General features: G+C 41.0%; 17 protein-coding genes and 1 pseudogene. 2 read left to right on the top strand and 16 right to left on the bottom strand.

The window, feature by feature from the left end; genetic code table 11:
• Positions 1-65: 65 nt before the first annotated feature.
• The 4 genes from ABOA58_RS10575 to ABOA58_RS10560 form a co-directional block, all read right to left on the bottom strand.
• On the bottom strand, positions 66-896 hold the full coding sequence (locus tag ABOA58_RS10575) for a GNAT family N-acetyltransferase (protein ID WP_350302241.1): 831 nt from the start codon (positions 894-896) through the stop codon (positions 66-68).
• A 156-nt stretch (positions 897-1,052) separates the two neighbouring features.
• A complete protein-coding gene (locus tag ABOA58_RS10570; protein ID WP_350302240.1) occupies positions 1,053-2,537 on the bottom strand; it encodes an amino acid permease in 1,485 nt (494 codons plus the stop codon).
• 36 nt (positions 2,538-2,573) lie between these two features.
• On the bottom strand, positions 2,574-3,704 hold the full coding sequence (locus tag ABOA58_RS10565; RefSeq protein WP_350302239.1) for an amidohydrolase: 1,131 nt from the start codon (positions 3,702-3,704) through the stop codon (positions 2,574-2,576).
• 34 nt (positions 3,705-3,738) lie between these two features.
• Positions 3,739-4,593 (bottom strand): MurR/RpiR family transcriptional regulator, encoded by an 855-nt coding sequence (locus ABOA58_RS10560; protein ID WP_350302238.1) that lies wholly within the window; start codon positions 4,591-4,593, stop codon positions 3,739-3,741.
• Positions 4,594-5,983: 1,390 nt separating this feature from the next.
• On the opposite strand from ABOA58_RS10560, the gene ABOA58_RS10555 reads away from it, so the two are divergent.
• Positions 5,984-6,400, top strand: a complete 417-nt coding sequence (locus ABOA58_RS10555) for a PaaI family thioesterase (protein ID WP_350302237.1) — start codon at positions 5,984-5,986, stop codon at positions 6,398-6,400.
• 158 nt (positions 6,401-6,558) lie between these two features.
• Here ABOA58_RS10555 and ABOA58_RS10550 read toward each other — a convergent pair whose 3' ends face one another.
• The 6 genes and pseudogenes from ABOA58_RS10550 to ABOA58_RS10525 all read right to left on the bottom strand — a co-directional run.
• The gene (locus ABOA58_RS10550; RefSeq protein ID WP_350302236.1) at positions 6,559-7,134 is read right to left on the bottom strand and encodes a hypothetical protein; all 576 of its coding nucleotides are present in this window, start codon (positions 7,132-7,134) and stop codon (positions 6,559-6,561) included.
• A 446-nt stretch (positions 7,135-7,580) separates the two neighbouring features.
• Entirely contained in the window at positions 7,581-8,810 is a 1,230-nt protein-coding gene (locus ABOA58_RS10545; protein WP_350302235.1) for an MFS transporter, read from the bottom strand.
• A gap of 60 nt (positions 8,811-8,870) precedes the next feature.
• Entirely contained in the window at positions 8,871-10,496 is a 1,626-nt protein-coding gene (locus ABOA58_RS10540; protein WP_350302234.1) for an N-acyl-D-amino-acid deacylase family protein, read from the bottom strand.
• 24 nt (positions 10,497-10,520) lie between these two features.
• Entirely contained in the window at positions 10,521-11,999 is a 1,479-nt protein-coding gene (locus ABOA58_RS10535) for a M81 family metallopeptidase (RefSeq protein ID WP_350302233.1), read from the bottom strand.
• Positions 12,000-12,040: 41 nt separating this feature from the next.
• Positions 12,041-13,360 carry a transcriptional regulator gene (locus tag ABOA58_RS10530; protein WP_350302232.1) on the bottom strand — a complete coding sequence of 440 codons (1,320 nt, stop codon included), beginning with the start codon at positions 13,358-13,360 and terminating at the stop codon, positions 12,041-12,043.
• A 307-nt stretch (positions 13,361-13,667) separates the two neighbouring features.
• A pseudogene (locus ABOA58_RS10525) lies at positions 13,668-13,784 on the bottom strand (ATP-binding cassette domain-containing protein); the annotation flags it as partial.
• Between the two features lie 263 nt (positions 13,785-14,047).
• Between ABOA58_RS10525 and ABOA58_RS10520 the strand changes: the two are divergent.
• Positions 14,048-14,800, top strand: a complete 753-nt coding sequence (locus tag ABOA58_RS10520; protein ID WP_350302231.1) for a hypothetical protein — start codon at positions 14,048-14,050, stop codon at positions 14,798-14,800.
• A gap of 95 nt (positions 14,801-14,895) precedes the next feature.
• Here the strand turns inward: ABOA58_RS10520 and ABOA58_RS10515 are convergent, their stop codons facing one another.
• The 6 genes from ABOA58_RS10515 to ABOA58_RS10490 form a co-directional block, all read right to left on the bottom strand.
• Positions 14,896-16,503 carry a long-chain-fatty-acid--CoA ligase gene (locus tag ABOA58_RS10515; protein WP_350302230.1) on the bottom strand — a complete coding sequence of 536 codons (1,608 nt, stop codon included), beginning with the start codon at positions 16,501-16,503 and terminating at the stop codon, positions 14,896-14,898.
• Positions 16,504-16,565: 62 nt separating this feature from the next.
• Positions 16,566-16,970, bottom strand: a complete 405-nt coding sequence (locus ABOA58_RS10510; protein ID WP_350302229.1) for a PaaI family thioesterase — start codon at positions 16,968-16,970, stop codon at positions 16,566-16,568.
• Positions 16,971-17,055: 85 nt separating this feature from the next.
• Entirely contained in the window at positions 17,056-18,240 is a 1,185-nt protein-coding gene (locus tag ABOA58_RS10505) for a thiolase family protein (RefSeq protein ID WP_350302228.1), read from the bottom strand.
• 69 nt (positions 18,241-18,309) lie between these two features.
• Positions 18,310-19,458, bottom strand: a complete 1,149-nt coding sequence (locus tag ABOA58_RS10500; RefSeq protein WP_137018020.1) for an acyl-CoA dehydrogenase family protein — start codon at positions 19,456-19,458, stop codon at positions 18,310-18,312.
• Positions 19,459-19,581: 123 nt separating this feature from the next.
• Positions 19,582-20,754, bottom strand: coding sequence for a thiolase family protein (locus ABOA58_RS10495; RefSeq protein ID WP_350302227.1), 1,173 nt, complete (start codon positions 20,752-20,754; stop codon positions 19,582-19,584).
• Between the two features lie 95 nt (positions 20,755-20,849).
• Positions 20,850-22,118 carry an MFS transporter gene (locus tag ABOA58_RS10490; RefSeq protein ID WP_350302226.1) on the bottom strand — a complete coding sequence of 423 codons (1,269 nt, stop codon included), beginning with the start codon at positions 22,116-22,118 and terminating at the stop codon, positions 20,850-20,852.
• Positions 22,119-22,209: the final 91 nt, after the last annotated feature.

Genomic DNA, 22,209 nt, shown 5'->3' with positions numbered 1-22,209 from the left:
TACCCCAGTCATTTTCAATTGCTGACAGCAGCTTATTGTTAATTCATATTTAAATATAAACCTGCTTATTTCCTTGATAGCACATAAAACTGAACGGGAATTTCCTTCATGGAATTCTTCATAAAATTTGTTACCTGCCATCCTTGCTGAAATAAATCGGTAAAAATGTCCCTCGTTTTCATCCGCCATTCATTGGCCGCTTGAATGTTTGTGACTCTTATTGTTCGGAAGTCCTTTGGAATGGCCACAAAAGCTGTATCACATTCTTGTTCAGGCAGCGGAAGAGTGAAAGAAGGAACAGGCACTCCCTCTTCAATGGCATCCCATTGGATAAGCGAGTTTTCTATCATAAAGTCCAACGGCATTCCCTGTCCGATAGAATCCGTTTTCTCCTTTTTACCAATATGCCATTCGACAAGAAAGCGGTCAGAAGGAATTCCGCTGTTTAAAAGATCTTCCATTTCACCATAGCAGTTTGGTATATAAGTGGAACATACCCCGCCAAGCTTGGCTATATTCAAGTACCCATTAACACTTTCTAATGGATCGTATGTCCAGGTAATAAGGGAATAGCCGAGCTTTATCGCCTCCTCACGTTGTGCTGACTTTAACTTTTCCCCTATACCTTTGTTGCGATATTGCTCATCAATTCCCAGAATATGTGAACAAAGATAGGCTGATTGCCCATTGAATCCCGGAAAGCTATATTGAAATCCAATCAGTTTCTCCTCGCAATAAGCTCCTATAACCAAACCGCCGTTTTTCACAGCAGTTATGGTTTGGTGTGAAGGGATTGAGTCGGTTTCTCCCCAAATGGCGGATTCTAGCTTTCTTACTTCCTCTAGCTCTTCAATTCGATGAAGAGAACGAATTGCAATTTCATGTGTATTCGTCATGGTTAACCTCCTATGAAAAGCACAAGCGCCTTGATCGACCCAACATAAGATGGACAAGTAAGTTCCACAGCTGACGGCTTATCGTGCAAGGCACTGGAGCTATCATTTAAATACTTTATGTTTACGAAATACTCTCTTATTTTTCAACAAAAGAAATTATTCCACTTTACTGAAATCAGCCTCTTGCAATGGAGTCATTTTTGTTTTCTTTACGATTTTATAACCTAGAAAAGCCAGTAAAAATAATGGAAGCCCGATATAAGAAATTAAAATTCCATACCAGTCAATCTCAGGGCCGAAAAAAGCTGAGTAATTTTGTCCCAGGATAGCCGTAACACATAAAAATGTCGCTAATATTGGACCGAATGGGTACCATTTTGATACATAAGGCAAATCTTTTAAATCTCTTCCTTGTGCAATATATGCCTTCCGGAATCGATAATGTGTAATCGAAATTCCTAACCAGGATAAAAAGCCGGATAAACCTGCAGCATTCAATAACCAATTGTAAATCGAACCTTCACCGAAAAAAGAGGTCAGGAAAGCTGCCATCCCAACGATGGTAGAAAAGTACACAGCATTCACTGGAATGCCGCCTGAATTCACTTTTTTTAGAAACGAAGGAGCTTTGCCTTCTTTCGCCAGCACCCAAAGCACGCGAGAAGCCCCGTACATGGCCGAATTGCCCGCAGAAAGAACGGAAGTAAGAATGACCACATTCATAACGGAGGCAGCGATGGCAAGCCCTGCGTTTTGAAAAACTAGCGTAAAGGGACTTACCGCAATATCTTCAATATCCGAGCTTAACAAACGCGGATCATTATAGCTTATTAAAAATCCAATCACGATTATTGCCAATACATAAAACAAGAGCAGTCTCCAGAAGATTTGCTTAATGGCCTTTGGTATATTTTTTCTCGGGTTTTCACTCTCGCCGGCTGCAATTCCTACTAACTCGGTGCCTTGAAAGGCAAACCCGACCACCATAAAGACACTTATAATGGATAAAAAGCCTCCCTTAAACGGTGCCTCCCCTTTGGTGATATTTTCAAAACCTACGGCATCCCCTCCCATGATTCCTAGAATCATTAATAACCCTACTGCTATAAAGATGATAATCGTCAAAACCTTTATAATGGCAAACCAGAATTCTGATTCTCCATATCCTTTTACCGATAAAATATTCAGGCCAAATATGAGTGCAAGAAATAATGCGCTCCAAATGATGCCCGGAACAGAAGGCAGCCAATATTTCATAATAAGGGAGGAGGCTGCTAATTCCAACGCCACTACGATTGCATTGTTATACCAATAGTTCCAACCGATCGCAAATCCTAAAGCCGGATCGACAAACCTTGATGTATAGGTACTAAAAGAGCCTGTGATAGGAATAAGGGCAGCCATTTCTGCTAAGCTTGTCATCAGGAAGTAAACCATGATTCCGGCAATTATATAGGCGGCGACAGCTCCTCCGGGACCCGCAGTATGAATAATGGAACCGCTTGCTAAAAATAGCCCTGTTCCAATGGTTCCGCCGATTGCGATCATGGAAAGATGCCTTGGTTTGAGTTTTCGCTCCAGTTGTTTTTCTTCAGCAGCTGTTTGGTCCCCGGTTTGTGATGTTTGTGCGGTATTTTCCATAAAACACCCCTTCATTAATTTTTTAAGTGAAAAATTTTATTCTCCTGCCGTCATCATTACTGTGTTAATTAAAATTTTCGTTCCATAAATAAGTGCTTTTAAATTAAACTTCATATCCGGATGGTGCAGACCAGGCGTTAGATCGCAGCCTAACCCTATCATGGTTGCTGTTAATTCAGGATTTTTGGCTGTATAAAAATGAAAATCCTCGCCTCCTTGAGAAACACAGACCGGAACGACATTTTCCGCCCCGAGGATATCTTCTATTGCGGCCTCAGCCAGCTTTATCGCTTTTTCATGCAAGGTCGAAGCGGGGACATATTCTTCCGCAGACCAGGAGATCGATGTTTCAGTTTGTTCCATTGTCTGGTCAATAGCATCCTTCGTTAAGCGATTCAGTTCATCCATTACATCATTTGACTGCGCTCTGGCATCAATAGCAAAGACAGCTGTTTCCGGGATGACATTTGATGCTTTGTTGTTTGTTTCAAATTGAGTCATTTTGATGGAATAAGGAGTTTCGGTTTCCAGATTAATCTGCTGTAATTTTTGGACAAGCAAAGCTGCTGCCTCGATCACATTTATTCCATCTTGCGGACGGGAAGCATGGGCCTGAATGCCTTTGATTGTTCCCCTTATTGTTTCGGCTGAGCCATGGACAATGACAGGGGAAGCCTTCATATAAGGAACCTCCGTACTGGGTCTTACATGTATCCCGAATAAATATGTAACATTCTCCAACGCGCCATCATTGATCAGTTGAAGAGCGCCTTCCCCTTTTTCTTCCGCAGGCTGAAATATAAATCGGAGAGTGTGTTTAGGCCGGATTCCGCTGGAGGCAATGGCCAATGCTGTATATAAAACCATTGTGCTATGTGCGTCGTGTCCACATGAATGATTTGCCTTTACAACTCCATCTACTTCCTGAACAAGCGCATCCATATCAGCCCTTAATGCCACAACCTTTTTTGAGAAGCCCGGAATCTCGGCAATGATTCCATAATGACTCTGAAATGTTTTTACGGTTATTCCCGCTTCCCTAAGACATTTTAAAATATAGCTAGACGTCCTTTTCTCCTGCCAGCTTGGCTCAGCCAAGGAATGCAGGTCATGGTAGGACTTTATCAATGTTTCTTGATGCTGATCAATATATTGAATCGGGTTCATAATGATGCACCTCCCCCTTTACATGAATTTAAACTCATTCATTAAACACTTCATAACTTGAATATAGCCCTTCTAATTTTTGCTGGTGGGTATATATCCGTTTTGCGTCTTTTTGATGTATGCCTGCAATAACCAAGTCCAATAAGCTAATGACGGAAGCGATTGAATTCGTTCCGGTTTCTGCGTTTTCTTCAGTTGTCAGTGCAATATCAGAGATGCGGCCAACAGGTGACAGGAGGCGGTCTGTAACTGAAATTAAACAAACTCCTTGTTCTTTTGCACACTCCGCAACTTTTAATGTTTCATTCGCATATCTTGGAAGGGAAAAAACAACTATCACAGACTTGTTAGTGAGATTACAAAACTTTTCATAGAAGTCACCTGTTGGAGAACATAAACTTACATTTTCCCTTAATGAACTTAGCGTATAGGAGAACCAATAGGCAGCAGCATGGGAAATCCGATGCCCTGCAATTAATATTTGGTCAGCCTGTATCAGGACATCGACCGCTTTCCATATATCCTGAACGTTCGTATGATCTAATAAGTGCCTTAAAATATGAACTTCGTTTTCTATCACTTTGGTAAATGGATCTTGCTTGTCATCAATGCTAAGAATGGAATCACTATTGGATATATCCGTTTGATTTTGGTGCAGCAGCTGTTTTTGAATTCGATCCTGCATTTTACTAAACCCTTCAAATCCTAATGAATAGGAAAACCGAATGACCGTCGTTTCACTGACCTCCGCTTCCCGACCAATTTGAAAAGCCGTTTTAAAGGCAGCTTGATCCAAATTTTCAATCAGGTAAGCGGCAACCTTTTTTTGACCTGTCGATAGATGGTCAAATCTTTCTTTCACTAATAATTTAAATGGTAGATTTTCCACAATGTCACTCCTTTCTGGTGAATCAAATACTTCTTTTTAACAAAATGAAGAAGGTAATACTTCTTTGTTTTATACACTATCACAATTTAATTAGAAAAAGAAGATGATTTTTTGATTTTTTTGATAATTATTAACTTCAAAATTCTAGTAACAATTTGCCTATCAGATAGTAAGCAAAAAAATGACTATTAAGAAAGCAGACTGTAGACAAATCCAAATAAAAGACCGTTTTTGCCTGCAGTTTTTTATTTTTAAAAAATCCCCGTGATTTCAGAAATCCGCTCCCTTTCCGCCGACTGCCTGCCAAGCCTCCTCGTCACAAGCGCCTGCGGGGTCTCGGCTAGCCAGTTTTTCGGCAGGAGTGTCGCAAATTTCTTCAATCCATTAAGAATTATAGTAAAAAAACTTGAAGGATCATCCAGTTTTAAAATAATTCGGGATGAGACTATCCTAGAGTTTTTTCTTAATGGACGTTCCCTGTGATTTCTGAAATCCGCTCCCTTTCCGCCGACTGTCTGCCAAGCCTCCTCGACGCAAGCGTCTGTGGGGTCTAGGCTAGCCAGTTTTTCGGCAGGAGTGTCGCAAATTTCTTCAATCCATTAAGAATTATAGTAAAAAAACTTGAAGGATCATCCAGTCTTAAAATAATTCGGGAAGAGACTATCCTAGAGTTTTTTCTTAATGGACGTTCCCTGTGATTTCTGAAATCCGCTCCCTTTCTGCCGACTGCCTGCCAAGCCTCCTCGACGCAAGCGTCTGTGGGGTCTAGGCTAGCCAGTTTTTCGGCAGGAGTGTCGCAAATTTCTTCAATCTATTATTTAGGCTCTTTTCGTAAAGATTGTTGTTTTTAAAACGAAACTATTTAAGGTTGATTGGAGCGGAAGTGCGAGACTCCTGCGGGAGCAGCGGGACAGGTGAGACCCCACAGGCGTTTACGCCGAGGAGGCTCACCGCCCGCCCCGCGGAAAGCGAGCATCTGGAGGGGAAATCAACCACACCGCACTACTTAGTAAATAGCAACAAAGTATGCGAAAACAGCTATTATTTATTACAGTAAAAAAACTTGAAGGATAATTCAGTCTAAAAATAATTCGTGATGAGGCTAGCCTACATTTTTTTCTTAATAAACGTTCCCGTTGATTGGAACGGAAGGTGCGAGACTCCTGCGGGAAAAACGTGTCTAGGGGAGACCCCGCAGGCGGAAGCCGAGGAGGCTCCCCAGACCGCCCGCGGAAAGCGAGTACCTGAAGTGGAAATCAAATCCACCACCAAATTACATTTCTTGGTTCGGGTCTCTAATTACTTTATTTGTAAAATCAATAACTTCATTGACATTAAGATATATGTTAGAATATTCAGTAGTTTCAACTTATTCAAGGGGGGCAATTTAATGGGGGAATCATTTAAAGGACACGAACTTTTACAGGTTATAACAGAGGGGAAACAGCCTCCGAATTGTGATTTAACGTTACAGATAGAAGCAAATCATGCACAGGATGGAATTGCTAGGGGACTATGGAAAGTAGATGATAAATTCATAAACGGAAATGGTGTCGCAATGGGGGGATTTGTCACTTCTGCAGCAGATATTATAATGGCTTATGCGATCTCATCTAAATTAAGCATCGGACAATCCTTCGCATCGATTGATTTACATACTACCTTTCATCGACCAGTAAGATTAGGAGACGTACAAGTTGAAGCAAAAGTAGACCGAATCGGAAAAAAAACAGCTTATGTACTGGCAGATTTATTTCAAAATGATAAAAAAGTGGCAAGCGTTGTGTCATCAGTTATGGTCCTTTAAACCAAATAAAAAAAGCATGTTGCACAAAAAATCCCTTCGTAACATGCTTCTTTCAATTAAATAATTCGGTAAATCAATAACGGCTCACAAGATTTACCGCTTCGCCTAATTACTTCATTGTGAGCTCCATTATATATTTACTTGAAGTATCCCCATCATCAAACTAACCATCGCAGCAAAGGGCTTTTGAGATCCATGGTGAACAGACCGTAATCAATGACGACCATTTCATCATTCTCGTTATATCCGACATTATCCAATCGTAAATCTATTGGGATAATCCCGTACTTCAGGAGTTTTAATTCCAACTTGATCAGTTTCGTATATTCATTGATTGCAAACGGCACTTTCGTGTCCAGCTTCTTCATGATAATCCAGCCCGTCCCATGCTCCTTAACCGGACAAAAATACTTTTTGACTTTCTCATTACAGTTATTATATATATAAGCTTCATTTGCATTGCTTAGTAATCCTACTTCCGAAAATGCAACTTTTAATATATAGCCATTATTTAAATCATAGACAACTCGGTTAAATCCATGCCCAATGATTTTATACTTGAACCTTAGCGTTTTTTTGGCAGAAGACATTTTTTGTCCAGCTGTTTTATAAAATTGGAATTTCCCCATTTGAGATATCCAGGACTCAATGGCTTTTATCTCTTGCCGGGACAGCATTGTACTCTTATTCGTCTGATGTATCCTTGCCTCACCATTGTTAATAGGCCATAACATTCCCTAAACGTCTCCTTTTTTTTAATATTTGTTACTAGAGAGATGGGTTTCCAGGGATGAAAAAACAAGTACATAGAAGAATCAATAATAAGGAAAAGATTTTTGCAGCAGTTTCATGAACGGCAAGAATTTTCATAGGTATGGGTATGCTATTTGTCGTTCCTAAACCATTTCCAGCATCCATGGATCCATTACCGATCATGTTCTCAGTTTTTCAAGATTTCCCCTTCATTATATAGTATGACTTTATTATTAAACGGCTTGTACTGTAGCTGAGGACCTGGAAAAAAACACTACACTTATTCCAATGAAGGAATAGAGTGAGATAAAAATGCTTATTTTTTGAAGTCTTCTTAAATAAATTCAAAAACCCCGGGGTAGTTTATCCGGGGCTTTTGAATTTTCATATTGTTTTTTGATAAGTATGAAGAAGAATTTTTCAAGTGTTATGCTAATAAGTCTACATCTTTTGATTGCTCCATATGATTATTCTTTTTAATGGAAAGCGCAGCGATGATTGAAATTGCGGAACATGCGATTAAGAACCAAAAAGCCCCGTTGTAAGAACCTGTTAGTGTAATGATAAAGCCCATGACAAGCGGTGATATAAATCCTGCTGCCTGTGCCCCCATATTAATTATTCCCATTGCGGAACCGATAACCTGTTTAGACATGATTTTATGCGGCAAAGCAAAAGCAACTGTAAAGGCAAAACTTTTAAAGACCATGCAAAGATTCAAATATACCATAGCTGCTACAATGGAAGTCGAGGTAAACATCATATATAGGAATATCCCTGACATAAGCATGCCAAATGCCGCATAATATTTTTCCAAGTTATTAAAAAACCTGTCAAGAAGCCATCCGCTGAACAACATAGCAACTCCAGTTGAGATACCCGGTAACGCTGCATAAAAACCCATGGACAACAGATCCATCCCCCTAGCTTCCATCAAATAGGATGGAATCCAGGAAGAAAGTCCCCAATTTACTATTCCGGCAGCAAACCACATCACAGTTATTTTCCACAAGCCAGAATTCGTCAGTAATTCCTTCATGGGAACACTATTCTCTTTTAATGTTTTGTTTGAAGCAGTGCTTTCTTTTGGTTTAAAATATACCCAGAAAGCTATCGTTAACAATATTCCTAGCAACCCGATTACATAAAACATGTTTCTCCAGCCCATAAATAATATCATCGGCGCGGCCACCAGTGGGGCAAGTGCCATTCCAAAGTAATTGGATGACATTAAGTAAGCAGAAGCCTTTGGCCTTTCTTCGCGGGGAAAATAATCCGCAATCCCCTTTTGGGAAGCGGAAGGATACCCTCCTTGACCAAGCCCGAAGAGAAAACGTATAACAAGTAACGAAATAAGAGACCAGGCAAAACCGGTAAATACTGTAAAAACAGACCAAACAATGATGGACCATATTAAGACTTTTCTGGAACCCAGTTTATCCGTTAGCCACCCTCCTGGTATTTGCATGATAGCATAGGATAAGAAGAAGCTACTCAAGATTGCCCCGACAGCGGCAGCATCCAAATTAAATTCTTCCTTAATAGATACAACAGCCACACTCATGACCATCCGATCCAAATAATCAACCAGATAACCAACGAACAGCAAAAATAGTATAAAGTGTTTATTTTGGGACCCTCCAATGTAACGCTTCATCTTATTCCTCCCTTTTCTACTAATCCTTCATTTTTCTTTCCATAGGCGAATTGATAGGGATTATCTATCGATCCTAAATGTTGCCACTTTATCTATTTTTGAACTTTGGAACCTTCTAATTACCTTTCCATCTCGTGCTCCTGTGTATTCCCCATGATAAACGGTTAATTTCCCATTTATATAAACCACATGTATGCCCTCAGGCTCTAATAGCGGCTCTTCAAATGTAGCTCGATCTTTAATTATTTCGTGATCAAATATAACAATATCTGCCTGATATCCCTCTTTTATTAACCCCCTATCCTTTAATCTCATTAACTGCGCAGGAGCACCTGTCATTCGACGAATCGCTTGTTCAAGCGTCAAAGCTCCTTCTTCCCTAACATATTTGCCTAATACTCTCGGAAATGTCCCATATAATCGAGGATGCGGCTTACCTCCAAAAATCCCATCCGATCCCACCACTTGTAGTGGATGACACATACTCAGCAAAACATCTTCCGCAAAGCCCCAATGAATAACCATTGCTACATTCCCTTTTTCCTCAATGAGAATATCAAATGCGGCATCTTCAGGGGATTGTTGCCTAATTTCTGAAATTTCAATCATGTTCTTACCTTCTAAGCATTTATTAGAATCCGTTTGAACGGATGTAATAATGATATTTTTCCAGCCACAATTCAAAACCCAATTTTCATACTCTGTGTTTGTTTTAAATTCATCTGAGATTCTTTTTCTGATTTCTGGAATACTCAATCGTATCAGCGTTTCTTCCGTTCCCCCTGAATGCATCCAAGGTGGAAGTATGGCATGAAAAACGGTTGAAGCGGCTGAATATGGATATTGATCAAAGGTAATTTCAATACCTTCCTGTCTAGCGGCATTCATCTTGTCCAGTGCTTTCTTAAATTTATCCCTATTTCCCTGGCCGATTATCTTAAAATGGGAAATATGCAATCTTACACCGGATTGTCTGGAAACATCTATGACTTCATCCAAAGCTGATAAAGAATGAATGCTTTCATTCCGAATATGGACAACGAAACAGCCGTCATATTTCGCGGTACCCTTACATATTTCAATCAATTCTTCCTTATTGGAGAAAACATTTGGGGGATATACCAATCCTGAGGACAAGCCTACTGCTCCCATACGCATTCCTTCCTCGACCAGCAAACGCATTTTTTCCAGTTCCTGTTTAGTAGCCACTCTATCCTCAAATCCCATGACCAAGGAACGAACCGCGCCATGGGGTACCAGGTAAGCTGCGTTGCCTATTATTTTTGACTTTTCTAGAAATGAAAAATATTCATCTATGCTATTCCATGGCCACTCCCCAATATCGCCATTTAGTCCACTTAATTGTTTTTGCCATAACGGCTTTGTTTCTTCTGATACAGGAGCGACAGAAATGCCATCCTGTCCAAATAATTCTGTAGTCACACCCTGAAGTGCCTTTATTTTATGAACTTCCGGAACGGTGCAAAGTAAATCGGAATGGACATGTGGATCAATAAATCCTGGTGAAACTGCCAACCCATTGGCATCAATAATTTGCTCAGCCTGTTCGCTGCTTAAATTCCCGATAATAGTAATTCTCCCATCCTCTATTCCAATGTCAGTTTTAGTCCAAGGGTTCCCTGTTCCATCATAAACCCTTCCATTTTTTATTATCACGTCTAGCATTTGATCACATCCTTTTTATGTTAGTTAGACTAATAGATGATTCAAAATAGAATCAAAAGGGTAAATCGGTCTGGTTATATTCTTGTAATCAAAGGTTGATAACTTTGCACTGCTTAACCCTGGCGAATCAACCGTTATTATTTCTTTAGCAATAGGCATGAAGGCTGCCCGGAAATGGTGTGATGATTTCAAACCAACAATACTTGATTTCTCAACATCTATTCCATGTAGGAGGAAAATTTGTTCATCAAACGTCTGTGAATTTACAGAGCATACAATGATATCCACATTTCCAACCGTTAATCTTGCACTTCTCCCCAAGTTCACTTTGCTTCCATTCCACATCGGTGAGGATTGAATAAACTTGCCATCAGAAAGGCTTTTTACATAAGCTGATATTTTTAGAGGGTTACCATGTAATGTATCTGTTTTACCACCTAATTCGACATGAATTAGGGAACCCACACCTTCTTTATGGGCCATTTTTGCTACTTCCGGATCAAAAATAAATCCAAAGCAGCTATTTGGAATGTTTGCTTCAATCATTTCTTTCAATAAAAAGGTCCCATCGCCTGGTGTACCTGCACCAGGGTTATCAGAAGCTTCATTAATGATGATTGGCATTTCAGTTCGGGAGAAAGCATATGAAATGGCTTTCTTTGGTGTCGGTAATATAGGAAAAAATTCATCTTTCTTCTCAAAAATTCTAACAGCTATATCATCTGAAATTTTTTGTGCTAAAGAGGGTTCATTATTCGTAATGGTAATTACAGAAACTCCTGCGTGAGGGATATCTGAATAGGGAAAGCCGTGAAATAAGGTGCAATCAAGCACCTCAGGATGCTTTTCCCATTCTTCGCACCATTCATTGATTTCTTTAATCGGAGAAAAGTAGGAGGTTGTAGTAGGGATAAGTAATGGTAATTTCGTTAGAGCCATTTCCGGGTTTACTTTCCCTTGAATGATGCGAGCAGTTAAATCAATCGCTTCAGTCCCCCTTTCATAGGAATCCGTATGAGGGTAATCTATATTGCCGAGTAGTACATTAGCTTCTTTAACCATGGTTTCCGTAATATTGCCATGCAGGTCCAAAGCAACTACAATTGGTATTTCTGATCCCAAAATGCTTCTTAATTCCGATAAAATTTCACCTTCAATATCGTCAATTCCTTCTGCTACTCCTGCTCCATGAAGAAATAGACAAATCCCATCCAGTTTGCCAGAATTCATAATGCTAGATATTAATAGATTTTTTGCTTTTTGGAACGTTTCCTGTGTTATCGTTCCTGAAGGATTGGCCATGGCTGCAAAGGTCGGCACAATTTCAATCCCCAACTCTTCTCCCCGATTGATCATCCCACCCAAATAATCTAATACATCAGTATGCCTTTCGAGAAGTTCCTCTCCTTGGGTCCATTCCCAGACTTTAAATAAGTCGACTGTCGTTCTTACTCGAGAAAACGTATTCGTTTCATGGGCCAACTGACCGATTGCTATTCTCATAAAATTACCCCTTTCTTCACTCGTAATGACTAATAAAAATCCTATCTGACTGACTCCTTGGAAAATTGAAATTCATACAGCTGTCGGGGTCTTCCCCGGTGTATGGGCTGTTCCTCACCTACGATGACAGCTAGATTCGTATTTTCAAGGGTATTCAGGATTCTCCTTGCGCTCCTAATGGTTAAACCTAGTCCGTTAGCAAGATCATTTGCTGTGATGCATCTATTGCCAAAGTACTCACAAAAGGAAAGTAATTTGTTTATGGTTGCAATACTGAGTCCAGCTGTTTTTGCTAAGTTCATTAGATGTGGATCATCACTCCGCAAGGAATATTTCAATCTCCCATCTTTTCCAACAGGTCCAAAAACAGTTCCATCCATGTCAACCACAAAGCAACTCGGTTTATTAACTTTCGCTTTCATAAGTGCTTTACGAGCACTCACTTCCGCTTCGTTTGCTGTATGTCCGAATCCTATTCCGATGGTGGTCTCTACATCGATTTTCATGGCTATCTCATCTAACAACGGAGCTTTTTTATATTTATGGGTAGTCCTTTCAATGGCGCCCCGAGTGGTTATAAATCGCACTTCATCTCGTTCTGACCAATCAAAAATAGCCTGGGCCTCTTCACAAAAATCTATAAGAAGATTTTGCAGTACAGCCTTTTTTCGCTGTTCTCCATATTCTGATATGGGCTTTTTTAAAGAAGAAAGCAAGTTATTAAAATGCAGGATTCCAATTGCAATTTGTGTATCGCTTTGAAGCAGGGCCTTCCCTTCTAAAAGAACATTATTCAGGCTAGTTCGAATAGCAGACATAGTAGGGACAACCCTGAATACTAGCACCCCTAGCCCTTTTAACGATTCGTATACGGATTTAACACATGTAACGGCCACTTGAGTTTGATTATTTTTCCATAGTTCATAATGAAAATGAACCAATTCATCTGCTTTTTGATCGGATTTCAGAAACAGCTTTTCTGGATATATTTCTAAATCCTCCAAACATTCTTTTACTTCTCTAGTTGGCAATGTGTCTATACTAATCCTCAACGGTTCCTTAATTGGATTAAATGAGGTTTCTGTAATGATCTTAAAAAGAGTACGATACAAAGATGTACCTGTTGAAGGAATAAAAACCATAGGCTTAGTAATATTTTGATTCTTTGCTATTTGATAAGGGATGGTGCCTAAAAAGAATAAAACATCCGCCTCATCGACTCTTTTTTTTATCACATCTATTGTTTCCTGTTCATGTTTGTACGGTGCAGGGAACATGGTAATGTCGGAGTACGATTGGCCGATGGTAAACACTAGTTCTACTAAATCTAAAGGACCTATAACTAATACTTTTGTATTCATTCATCCTCCACCTATTTTCAAATAATACTGAATAGTAAGTTTTTATTATTGTTTATAACTTTAACTATCAAAATATTAAAAGTAAATGTCTGTTAATGGACCGAATTACGTTTTTTGAGCAGTCAGTTATTTATTTGATCTTTCTCCATTCCATTTCCACTAGAGGATACTATATCTTCGTACATTATATTCACTTCAAATAAACCCCGTTAGTTTAAAACTCCCTTTATCCAGTTGGCCATTTGCTTGAATTTTGAATAGGATTTTTTCTATTAAGATGAAATATTAATAGGAAAATAACTAACCATTCAAGTAGCTGTAAGATGAACATACTTGTAACGGTTTTACCACTGCCACTTTCCCCAACGAGACCGAGTACCTTTTCTTGTTTAAGTTCAAAATTAATGTCCTGAACAAGGGGGGACTATAGTTAACTGAATGGTAGCTGGCATACGATATGTAACCTCGTCCCAGTGAACCCAAAAAGTTAGACATTTTATTTAAATAAGCAGCCTTAAGGACATGTACCCAGAAAAATCTACTGGGCTCCTGCCTTTTAATTTCTTCAGATACCCAATCCCACCATATGCAAAAAAAATGGTATATTATTCTTTGACATCAATGGTTTAAGACAAGGAGTGATGAAGTATTCGTAAAAGTTGGATCATTTCAGCAATAGTTGGATTATTGCTTATTTGTTTAAGTGTAATTGCCTTCAATTTTTTCAAGAGCGAGAAAACCGAAAAAGGGAAAAATGCGGAAGCCAAGGAATCCAAAATTCCTGAGGTAGAGGAATATGGCGGGATCCATCTAAAAAAAGTCGGCGATAAGGTTCACCAAAAAAATTGGGGAACATTCACATTACTAGAAACGAAGTCTATTAATGAGTCATTTGAATTGGCACCCATGGTCATCACAGTCAAGGATATCCGCAGGATTCAATTATCATCACTTACAGATGAAACAAAGGAGGAGCTCAAGGCCTATACGGGATTGAGTTTTGAAGAGGCCTATTCGATATATTATAAAGAGAATTTATCCATGGAGGAAATCGATCAACAGGCGGCGTTGTCTAAAACGGATATCGATGAAGAGGTTTCTTTTCTAGAGATAACTTATTCTGTTGAAAATAAGGACTCGAAGGAACTTCAGTTCTTCAGCATGGAAAATGTTACTTTCAATGATGATCTTACATATGATGTGCCTTCTAAAAATTTCATCCATTCGGGGGATACTTTTATAGGGACAAAAAAAGTAAGTCGTTCAGATTACCAACCAGGAGAATTGAGAAAAGGCACAATTGGTTTATTGGTTGATCCCGAGGCAAACTTAGATCGGCTCGATTCCTTTTCATTCACTACCGATGATATAGCGGATGGTGAGTCTCATGAATTATTGGTGGATGGGACTTCATTTGATATTCCCCTAAAAGGAAAGTAGTTTTATAGTCTATAAACCCTAAATAAGGGGAACCTCGAAAAAAGGTTTCACTTATTTAAGGTTTCATCTGAGCTCCCTTACGATAACTGTTATGCTTATCTCTCCCCGGCAGTAGGGCTCTGCGTTGCTTCCTCCATTAATATTCTACGCAATATTTTCCCGACAGCTGATTTTGGCAGTTGCTCCCTGAACTCAAAACTTCGCGGCACTTTATATCTGGCCAATCGTTGCATGCAATACTCCCTGATTTCCTGCTCCGAGACTGACTTTCCTCTTTTTAAGACTATAACCGCTTTTACCGTTTCCCCTCGGTATGAATCCGGTACTCCATATACACATGTCTCTTTTACGGCTGGATGCTGATAAATAATATCCTCGACTTCAATTGGATAAACATTATAACCGCTTGCAATGATCATATCTTTCTTCCTGCCTACGATATAAAAATATCCGTCTTCATCCATCGTCGCGATATCCCCAGTGTAAAGCCATCCATCTCGCAAAGCTGTTGCCGTTGCCTCTGGATTTTTCCAATATCCCCTCATTACTTGCGGACCTTTAATGATCAGTTCGCCTGTTTCTCCTGCTGGCAATTCATCAATACCTGTTTTCAGATTGACGATTTTAGCATCGGTATTAGGGTATGGAATTCCGATACTTCCTGGTTTTTTCTGTCCTATGACTGGATTGCGGTGGGTAGTGGGGGAAGTTTCCGACATTCCAAAACCTTCAAATATTGTAACCCGTAATTTTTTTTCGAACTGTTGAATGATTTCTATCGGGAGCGGGGCAGAACCACAGCTGCAGTACTTTAAGCAGCTTAAATCGTCCGCCGTTAAATCCGGGTGATTCAGTAAAGCAATATACATGGTCGGGACACCAGGAAAAATGGTTGGCCGATGTGTTCGAATCAAATCTACCACCTTATTTATTTCAAATTGCTCTAATGTGATATAAATTGATCCGGCATATATGGCACTATTCAATCGTCCATTACCAAACACATGGAATAATGGGGTCAAGCCAAGCATCCGTTCGCCAGGCCTTTGGAGTTGAAGCGCATTTGCCGTGAAGGCAAAGTCTTGAAGTACATTCGAGATCAAATTAAAATGCGTGAGCATGACCCCTTTTGATTTCCCTGTAGTCCCTCCTGTATATTGAAGAACAGCCACAGCTTCCTTGGGGTCTATAGCCAGGGCAGGAAGTTTCTTATCTTTCCTTGATAAATCCGTTCCAGTTTCCATTAATTGCTCGGCTGATATGAACGTTAACCTATCAGAAAAACTTGTTAGCACTAATTTTTCCCGCTGTTCCTCACGCCCAATGAACCAATTGGCTTCTGAATCCCGTAATATATAATCCAATTCACCCGACTGATACAGCGGGTTCACTTGAACGACCATACCTCCCAAACGATGAATGGCATAATAGGCAATGATATATTCTAGACAATTTGGCAGCATGATTGCTATACGATCGTCTTTTTGAAATCCACGGTTGTCTAAATTCACAGCAAAACGATCTGAGGCATCCTTTAATTCCATATATGTCATTTCCCGATCCCCATCTATTACGGCTTTGCAGGTTGGGTAAAGTTGGGCTGAACGTTCAAGGAGTCCATATAATGACAATGTTGGAATGTCAATTTCAGCAGGAGTTTCTTTCGGATAAAATCCATGCCAAGCTCTAGTCAATTTTTTCACACCTCATTCTTTTCTATTAAAATGGAGCATAGTCACTTGTCAGCCGACTTGATATCCTTGCCTCATTTATCACGAATGATTTTAAAAATTCCTGTACCCTTTGCAATGATGTTGCCTTCAGGATCTTTTATTTCTCCTTCAGTAAAGGCAATTTTGTATCCTTTTTGAAGGACCTTTGCTTCCGCAAACAATTCCCCGCTCGATATGCTGGCTAAATAATGTACTGTTAAGCTTGTCGTCACGACTTTAGATTTGGTGACGGAACGAGTCACCATTCCTAGAATGGTATCCAGCATGGTGGCATGAATGCCCCCGTGCAGTGTTCCATTAACATTAAGTAAATGTTCTTCAATGTTTAACTTTATCGTTACATTCCCTTCTTCAAATCGAATGATTTCAAACCCTATATGTGAAAAGAATGCACTACTTTCGAATTGGTTCCTAATATCCTCCACTTCAACAGGCAATCTTCCTCCCCCTCACTTTTGCGCAATTCACTTTAATATGGAAAGGAGCAGAAACGTATGGGGTTTCCACTCCTTTATCGTTGACCTATATCGTTTCAATCATGATAGCCATTCCCTGTCCGCCGCCAACACAAAGTGTAGCAACGCCATATCTTTCTTTCCTGCGAATCAGTTCATGTATTAGCGTTGTCACGATCCGGGCGCCCGTCGATCCGACTGGGTGCCCAAGTGCAATGGCTCCCCCATTTACATTAACCTTGTTTTCATCTAGCGATAAATCTCTGATTACTGCCAACGCCTGTGAAGCGAACGCTTCATTTAATTCGAAAAGCCCAATATCTTCAACTTTTTTTCCGGTACGCTCCATAAGTTTTCCAACTGCTGGTACTGGACCAATTCCCATCACTTCAGGAGAAACTCCGGCAGTCGCCCAATCGACAATCTTTGCGATTGGCTGTACTTGCAACCTTTCCGCTTCACTGGCTTTCATTAATACCAATGCTGCTGCCCCGTCATTACGGCCACAAGCATTACCGGCAGTGACTGTTCCGTTTTCCCTGAATGACGGTTTTAAGCCTGCAAGTTTTTCCATTGTGGTGTCCGGGCGCGGATATTCATCCGTTTCAATCGTAACCGTACTCTTCCTGTCAGAAACTTGAACAGGAACAATCTCATCTTTGAACTTTCCTTCTTCTATCGCTTTCGCCGCTCTTCGTTGACTTTCCACTGAAAAGGCATCTTGTTCTTCTCTGGAAATGTTGTATCGCTGTGCCACATTTTCAGCGGTGATTCCCATCCCCAAACCTTTTCCATAAATTTCTTGAGGCTGCTGTCCCGCTTCAGTATTTGAATCCACTAGCTTAGTCCTGTCTCCCCCAAAACGGGCACTTCTTAAATAAAGAGGTGCGCGGCTCATGCTTTCCGTACCGCCGGCAACGACTATATTGGCTTGACCTGAGCTTATTTGCTGCGCTGCTGAGGTAATGGCCTGCATCCCGGATGCACATAAGCGGTTTACCGTAAAAGCCGGTGCCGAATCCGGAATTCCTGAGCGCAGTGCTGCAACTCTCGCTACATTCGAGGATTCGGTCGTCTGCCTAACTTCCCCGAAAATGACTTCATCCACTTGTTCAGCTGCAATATTCGCCCGCTTGATCGCTTCTTTAATGGCAATGCTCGCCAAATGACCGGAACTGATCTCTTTAAATGCACCACCGTACCTTCCAATTGGTGTTCGTACAGCACTCACGATCACGATATCTTCACCCATTTCGTTCCTCCCCCTTAAAATCCGGATACCTGGGCAAAAGATTACCTGCCCGAATAAAACAGTAAACACTTAACACTCTTCCAAGACATTCCTAGCAATGATTAAACGTTGGATTTCATTCGTTCCTTCATAGATCTTCGTTATGCGGGCATCCCGATAAAAACGTTCAACTGGATATTCGGCCATATATCCCATTCCGCCATGAATTTGAACCGCTTTATCCGCCACCCGATTAAAAACGTCTGAAGCGAACAGTTTTGCCATAGACGCTTCCTTGATCACTTTTTTTCCTTCATCAATCTTTTGTGCCGCCATCATCGTCAATGCCCTTGCCGCTTCCGTTTCGGTTGCCATATCAGCAAGCATCCATTGAATCGCTTGGTTGTCTGCGATTGGTTTACCGAATTGAATGCGCTCTTTTGCATATTTGGCTGATAATTCAATTAATTTACCACTTGACCCCACTGCTCTTGCAGCCAATCCGACCCGCCCTTCAGCTAAAATTTTAAGGGCAGAGATATATCCCATTCCCACTTCGCCGATCACATTTTCTTCGGGTATGATACAATCCTCAAAAATGACCTGTGAGGTATATGATCCTCTCAACCCCATTTTTTTGTCCTTTTTGCCGACAGTCAAACCAGGAAAATCTCTTTCTACTAAAAAAGCTGTAATCCCTCCCTTTGCCCCTTTATCTTTATCCGTTAGAGCGAATACTGTATAAACATCAGCAATCGGCCCATTCGTGATGAAATGTTTCGTCCCGTTCATCACCCAGTAATCACCCTTCTTTTCTGCACTTGTTGCCAAATTGGTTGCATCCGATCCCGCTCCGGGTTCAGATAAAGCAAAGGCACCAATTTTCGTGCCTGCTGCCATTTCTGGCAAGTATTTATTTTTCAAATGTTCGGATGCAAGCTTAACCAAACCTGTACTTCCAATCCCGGTGTGAGCGCTTATTAATGAAACGAAACCATTATGTGTCCTTCCTAACTGCTCTAATACGGTAGCCTTTCCCACCGAATTTAAGCCAATTCCACCGTATTGTTCGGGGATGCTTATCCCGAATAAGCCAAGGTCTTTTGCTTTTTCCACCAAATGCTCAGGGATGGCATCTTCTTCTTCAATTTGTATGGCGTAGGGTTCCACTTCCCTTTCAACAAAATTACGGATCATTTCCTTCATTTGCTGCATTTCCTTGGTTAAAGTGATTGTCATGAGTTTATTTCCTCCTTAGGTCTGTTCATGTATAGCAGCCATTGTACAAGTTTTCTTAATAGGGCATATAGAGCTGAATGCTGTGTTTTCTAACCATTTAACGGGCTAAACACACTTACAAAATCAAGCTTCACGTTCAATTATCGTAGCAATTCCCTGTCCGCCTCCAATGCAAGCCGTAATAAGAGCAAACCTTCCGGCAGAACGCTTCAATTCATAAACCGCTTTCGTAATGAGGATGGCACCCGTCGCACCTAGTGGGTGTCCATGTGCAATGGCTCCCCCGTTCACATTCACTCTGGCGGGATTCATATCAAGCTCCCTATTGCAAGCAATGACTTGAGCGGCGAATGCTTCATTAATTTCAATGATGTCCATTTCATTTAAGAAAAGCCCTGATTTATCCATTACCTTTCTTATAGCTGGAACAGGTCCTATTCCCATATAATTTGGATCTACCCCTGCAACGGCCTGTGCCCTGATCGTCGCTAAAGGCTTAATCCCCAATTCCACCGCTTTTTCCCTCGACATGATGACCAATGCTGATGCGGCATCATTCAATCCCGAACTATTGCCTGCAGTCACGGACCCGCCTTCTAAAAAAGCAGGTGATAATTTGGCTAGCCCCTCTTTCGTTATTTGCGGTCGTGGATGTTCATCCAATTTAAATTCGATATCGTCACCTTTTCTGACGGGAATGTAAATAGGCGTAATTTGCTCATTGAAACGGCCCTCTTCCACGGCTCTGGCCATATTTTTTTGGCTTTGCAGAGCGAATTCATCTTGTTCTTCCCTGCTGACCTCATATTTTTCCGCTAAGTTTTCAGCCGTGATTCCCATCGGGGGATCGCCGATCGCTTTCGGGGACAACCGGGACTTTCTGAACTGCGGTGGCTTTGAACTGTATGGTTTTTCCGGTCGGTCCATCAAGTATGGCGCCCTGCTCATGCTCTCGACCCCACCGGCGATATAGACATCGCCTTCGCCAGCCCGGATTGCTTGTGCAGCCAAGTTGACAGCATTTATTCCCGAGCCGCATTGACGGTCGACAGTCAGTCCCGGAAGATGAATCGAGAGGCCAGTTTCGAGTGCAGTTAACCTGGCAATGTTTCCACCCCCGCTTAACACATTCCCCATGATTACATCATCTATCATTCGAGGTTCGACATTCGCTCGTTTCAAGGCTTCTTTCATCACTTCTGCTCCAAATACATGGGCAGGAACCGATGCAAGTGCACCTCCCTGCTTTCCAATTGCTGTTCGAACTGCAGAAACTATGACAGCATCTCTATTCATTTCCCATCCGCTCCTTTTCCTTATATTCACACCATTATTTGAAGGCATTCCTTCTCTTCACTAGTTTCATTGAATGTTAGCAGGTTCGACCCTGCTTATGAGGACTTAAGGTCAAAGTTATCAGACCTTTTATTTTTAAGTTTCCCGGCCGGTTTAACGAATATCGCAAACAGGATGCCAAAAGCCAGGACAAGGATTGCCATGAACAATATCGAAAGGTTATAACCTAATAGTTGATTTCCTCCAGCTAAACTTATGATATAGCCAGTTAATAGAGGCGCAACAATTCCCGCTAGATTTCCTGATGATGTTAAGATGCTAGTCATCAATCCCCCCCGCTCCTGCATTTCATTGATCATGATCGTTGGTCCGATCGGTAAGATGGCATATGTAAGGCCCTTTGCTAAACACATGGCGACTATCACCCAGATTGGATTTTGAAATACCATGATTGAGGAAAAGAACAATGCACCAAGAATCATGGCGCCCGCGACGACGAATACCCTTGATGATCGCCAATTCTGGTTCTTCTTGAATAAATGATCGGAAGCCATCGAAACACCCATATAAATACATACGGAAACGACTCCGATTATCGCAACGCTGGTTCCCATTTGACCTGGAGACATTTTTACGGCTTCCACTAAATAAATCGGGAGCCAAACAGAAAACCAAACAACTAAAATATACGTTGAAAAATAAGCGAGCGTAGTAAACAAAGCAGTAGGTGAAGCCAATAGCAGCAAAAAGTCTTTCACTTTTATTTTTTCCAGTTTTTGTTTCTTTTTCTTTTGTACATTTTCGTATACTTCAACCGGATTTTCCTTTGTTAAAAATTGAAAGAGGAAGAACCAAACAAGGCTTGCTGCACCAAGTGCTGCAAAGGCAACCTTCCAGCCGAATATCGTAATTAAGGAAACGAGGATCGGTGCCACGATCATCGCACCAACGGTTCCTCCGCCAACAACTACCGAATTGGCAAAGCCTTTCAGTTTTGGCGGAAACCACTTATCGGCATGACTGTAAGCAATTGGGCTATAAGGCCCTTCGAATGCACCCAGCAAAATCCTGTATAGAATTAATAATGGAAGAGCAGTGATGGCTAAGACCCCGAATTGCAAAACGGTCCATGTCAGCATGATGAACCCAAGCACTTTTTTAGCCCCCAGCCGATCAGCCCATGCTGCCCCAAAAATCCCTGTTACTGGGTATAGCCAATAATAACTGCTTCCAACAAGACCCCACTCCGCATAGGTAAGATTGAATTCCTTCATGATGGGAACAGCTGCGAGACCTACGATCGATTTATCTGCAAAATTGATGACGGCTCCAAAGAATAATAGAATGAGAACAACCCACCGCATATGAATCCCTCCTCTTCTTTATTTTTGTTCACAAACTGGCATGCCTTCCAACGTAAGCTTCAACTTAGATGTTGGAACCATATTCCCCCTC

Origin of the sequence: Peribacillus frigoritolerans, from assembly GCF_040250305.1 — a bacterium.
Taxonomy (GTDB): Bacteria; Bacillota; Bacilli; order Bacillales; family DSM-1321; genus Peribacillus.
The sequence above is the reverse complement of the archived record's forward strand: the minus strand, read 5'-3'. Positions and strand labels throughout refer to the sequence as shown.

Bases quoted from the DNA above. Each gene is read 5' to 3' on its own strand.
- ABOA58_RS10490 (WP_350302226.1), bottom strand. From the start codon at position 22,118: ATGCGGTGGGTTGTTCTCATTCTATTATTCTTTGGAGCCGTCATCAAT.
- ABOA58_RS10575 (WP_350302241.1), bottom strand. From the start codon at position 896: ATGACGAATACACATGAAATTGCAATTCGTTCTCTTCATCGAATTGAA.
- ABOA58_RS10500 (WP_137018020.1), bottom strand. From the start codon at position 19,458: ATGACAATCACTTTAACCAAGGAAATGCAGCAAATGAAGGAAATGATC.
- ABOA58_RS10545 (WP_350302235.1), bottom strand. From the start codon at position 8,810: ATGAAGCGTTACATTGGAGGGTCCCAAAATAAACACTTTATACTATTT.
- ABOA58_RS10570 (WP_350302240.1), bottom strand. From the start codon at position 2,537: ATGGAAAATACCGCACAAACATCACAAACCGGGGACCAAACAGCTGCT.
- ABOA58_RS10530 (WP_350302232.1), bottom strand. From the start codon at position 13,360: ATGAATACAAAAGTATTAGTTATAGGTCCTTTAGATTTAGTAGAACTA.
- ABOA58_RS10565 (WP_350302239.1), bottom strand. From the start codon at position 3,704: ATGAACCCGATTCAATATATTGATCAGCATCAAGAAACATTGATAAAG.
- ABOA58_RS10505 (WP_350302228.1), bottom strand. From the start codon at position 18,240: ATGGGTGAAGATATCGTGATCGTGAGTGCTGTACGAACACCAATTGGA.
- ABOA58_RS10495 (WP_350302227.1), bottom strand. From the start codon at position 20,754: ATGAATAGAGATGCTGTCATAGTTTCTGCAGTTCGAACAGCAATTGGA.
- ABOA58_RS10550 (WP_350302236.1), bottom strand. From the start codon at position 7,134: ATGTTATGGCCTATTAACAATGGTGAGGCAAGGATACATCAGACGAAT.
- ABOA58_RS10535 (WP_350302233.1), bottom strand. From the start codon at position 11,999: ATGAGAATAGCAATCGGTCAGTTGGCCCATGAAACGAATACGTTTTCT.
- ABOA58_RS10555 (WP_350302237.1), top strand. From the start codon at position 5,984: ATGGGGGAATCATTTAAAGGACACGAACTTTTACAGGTTATAACAGAG.
- ABOA58_RS10540 (WP_350302234.1), bottom strand. From the start codon at position 10,496: ATGCTAGACGTGATAATAAAAAATGGAAGGGTTTATGATGGAACAGGG.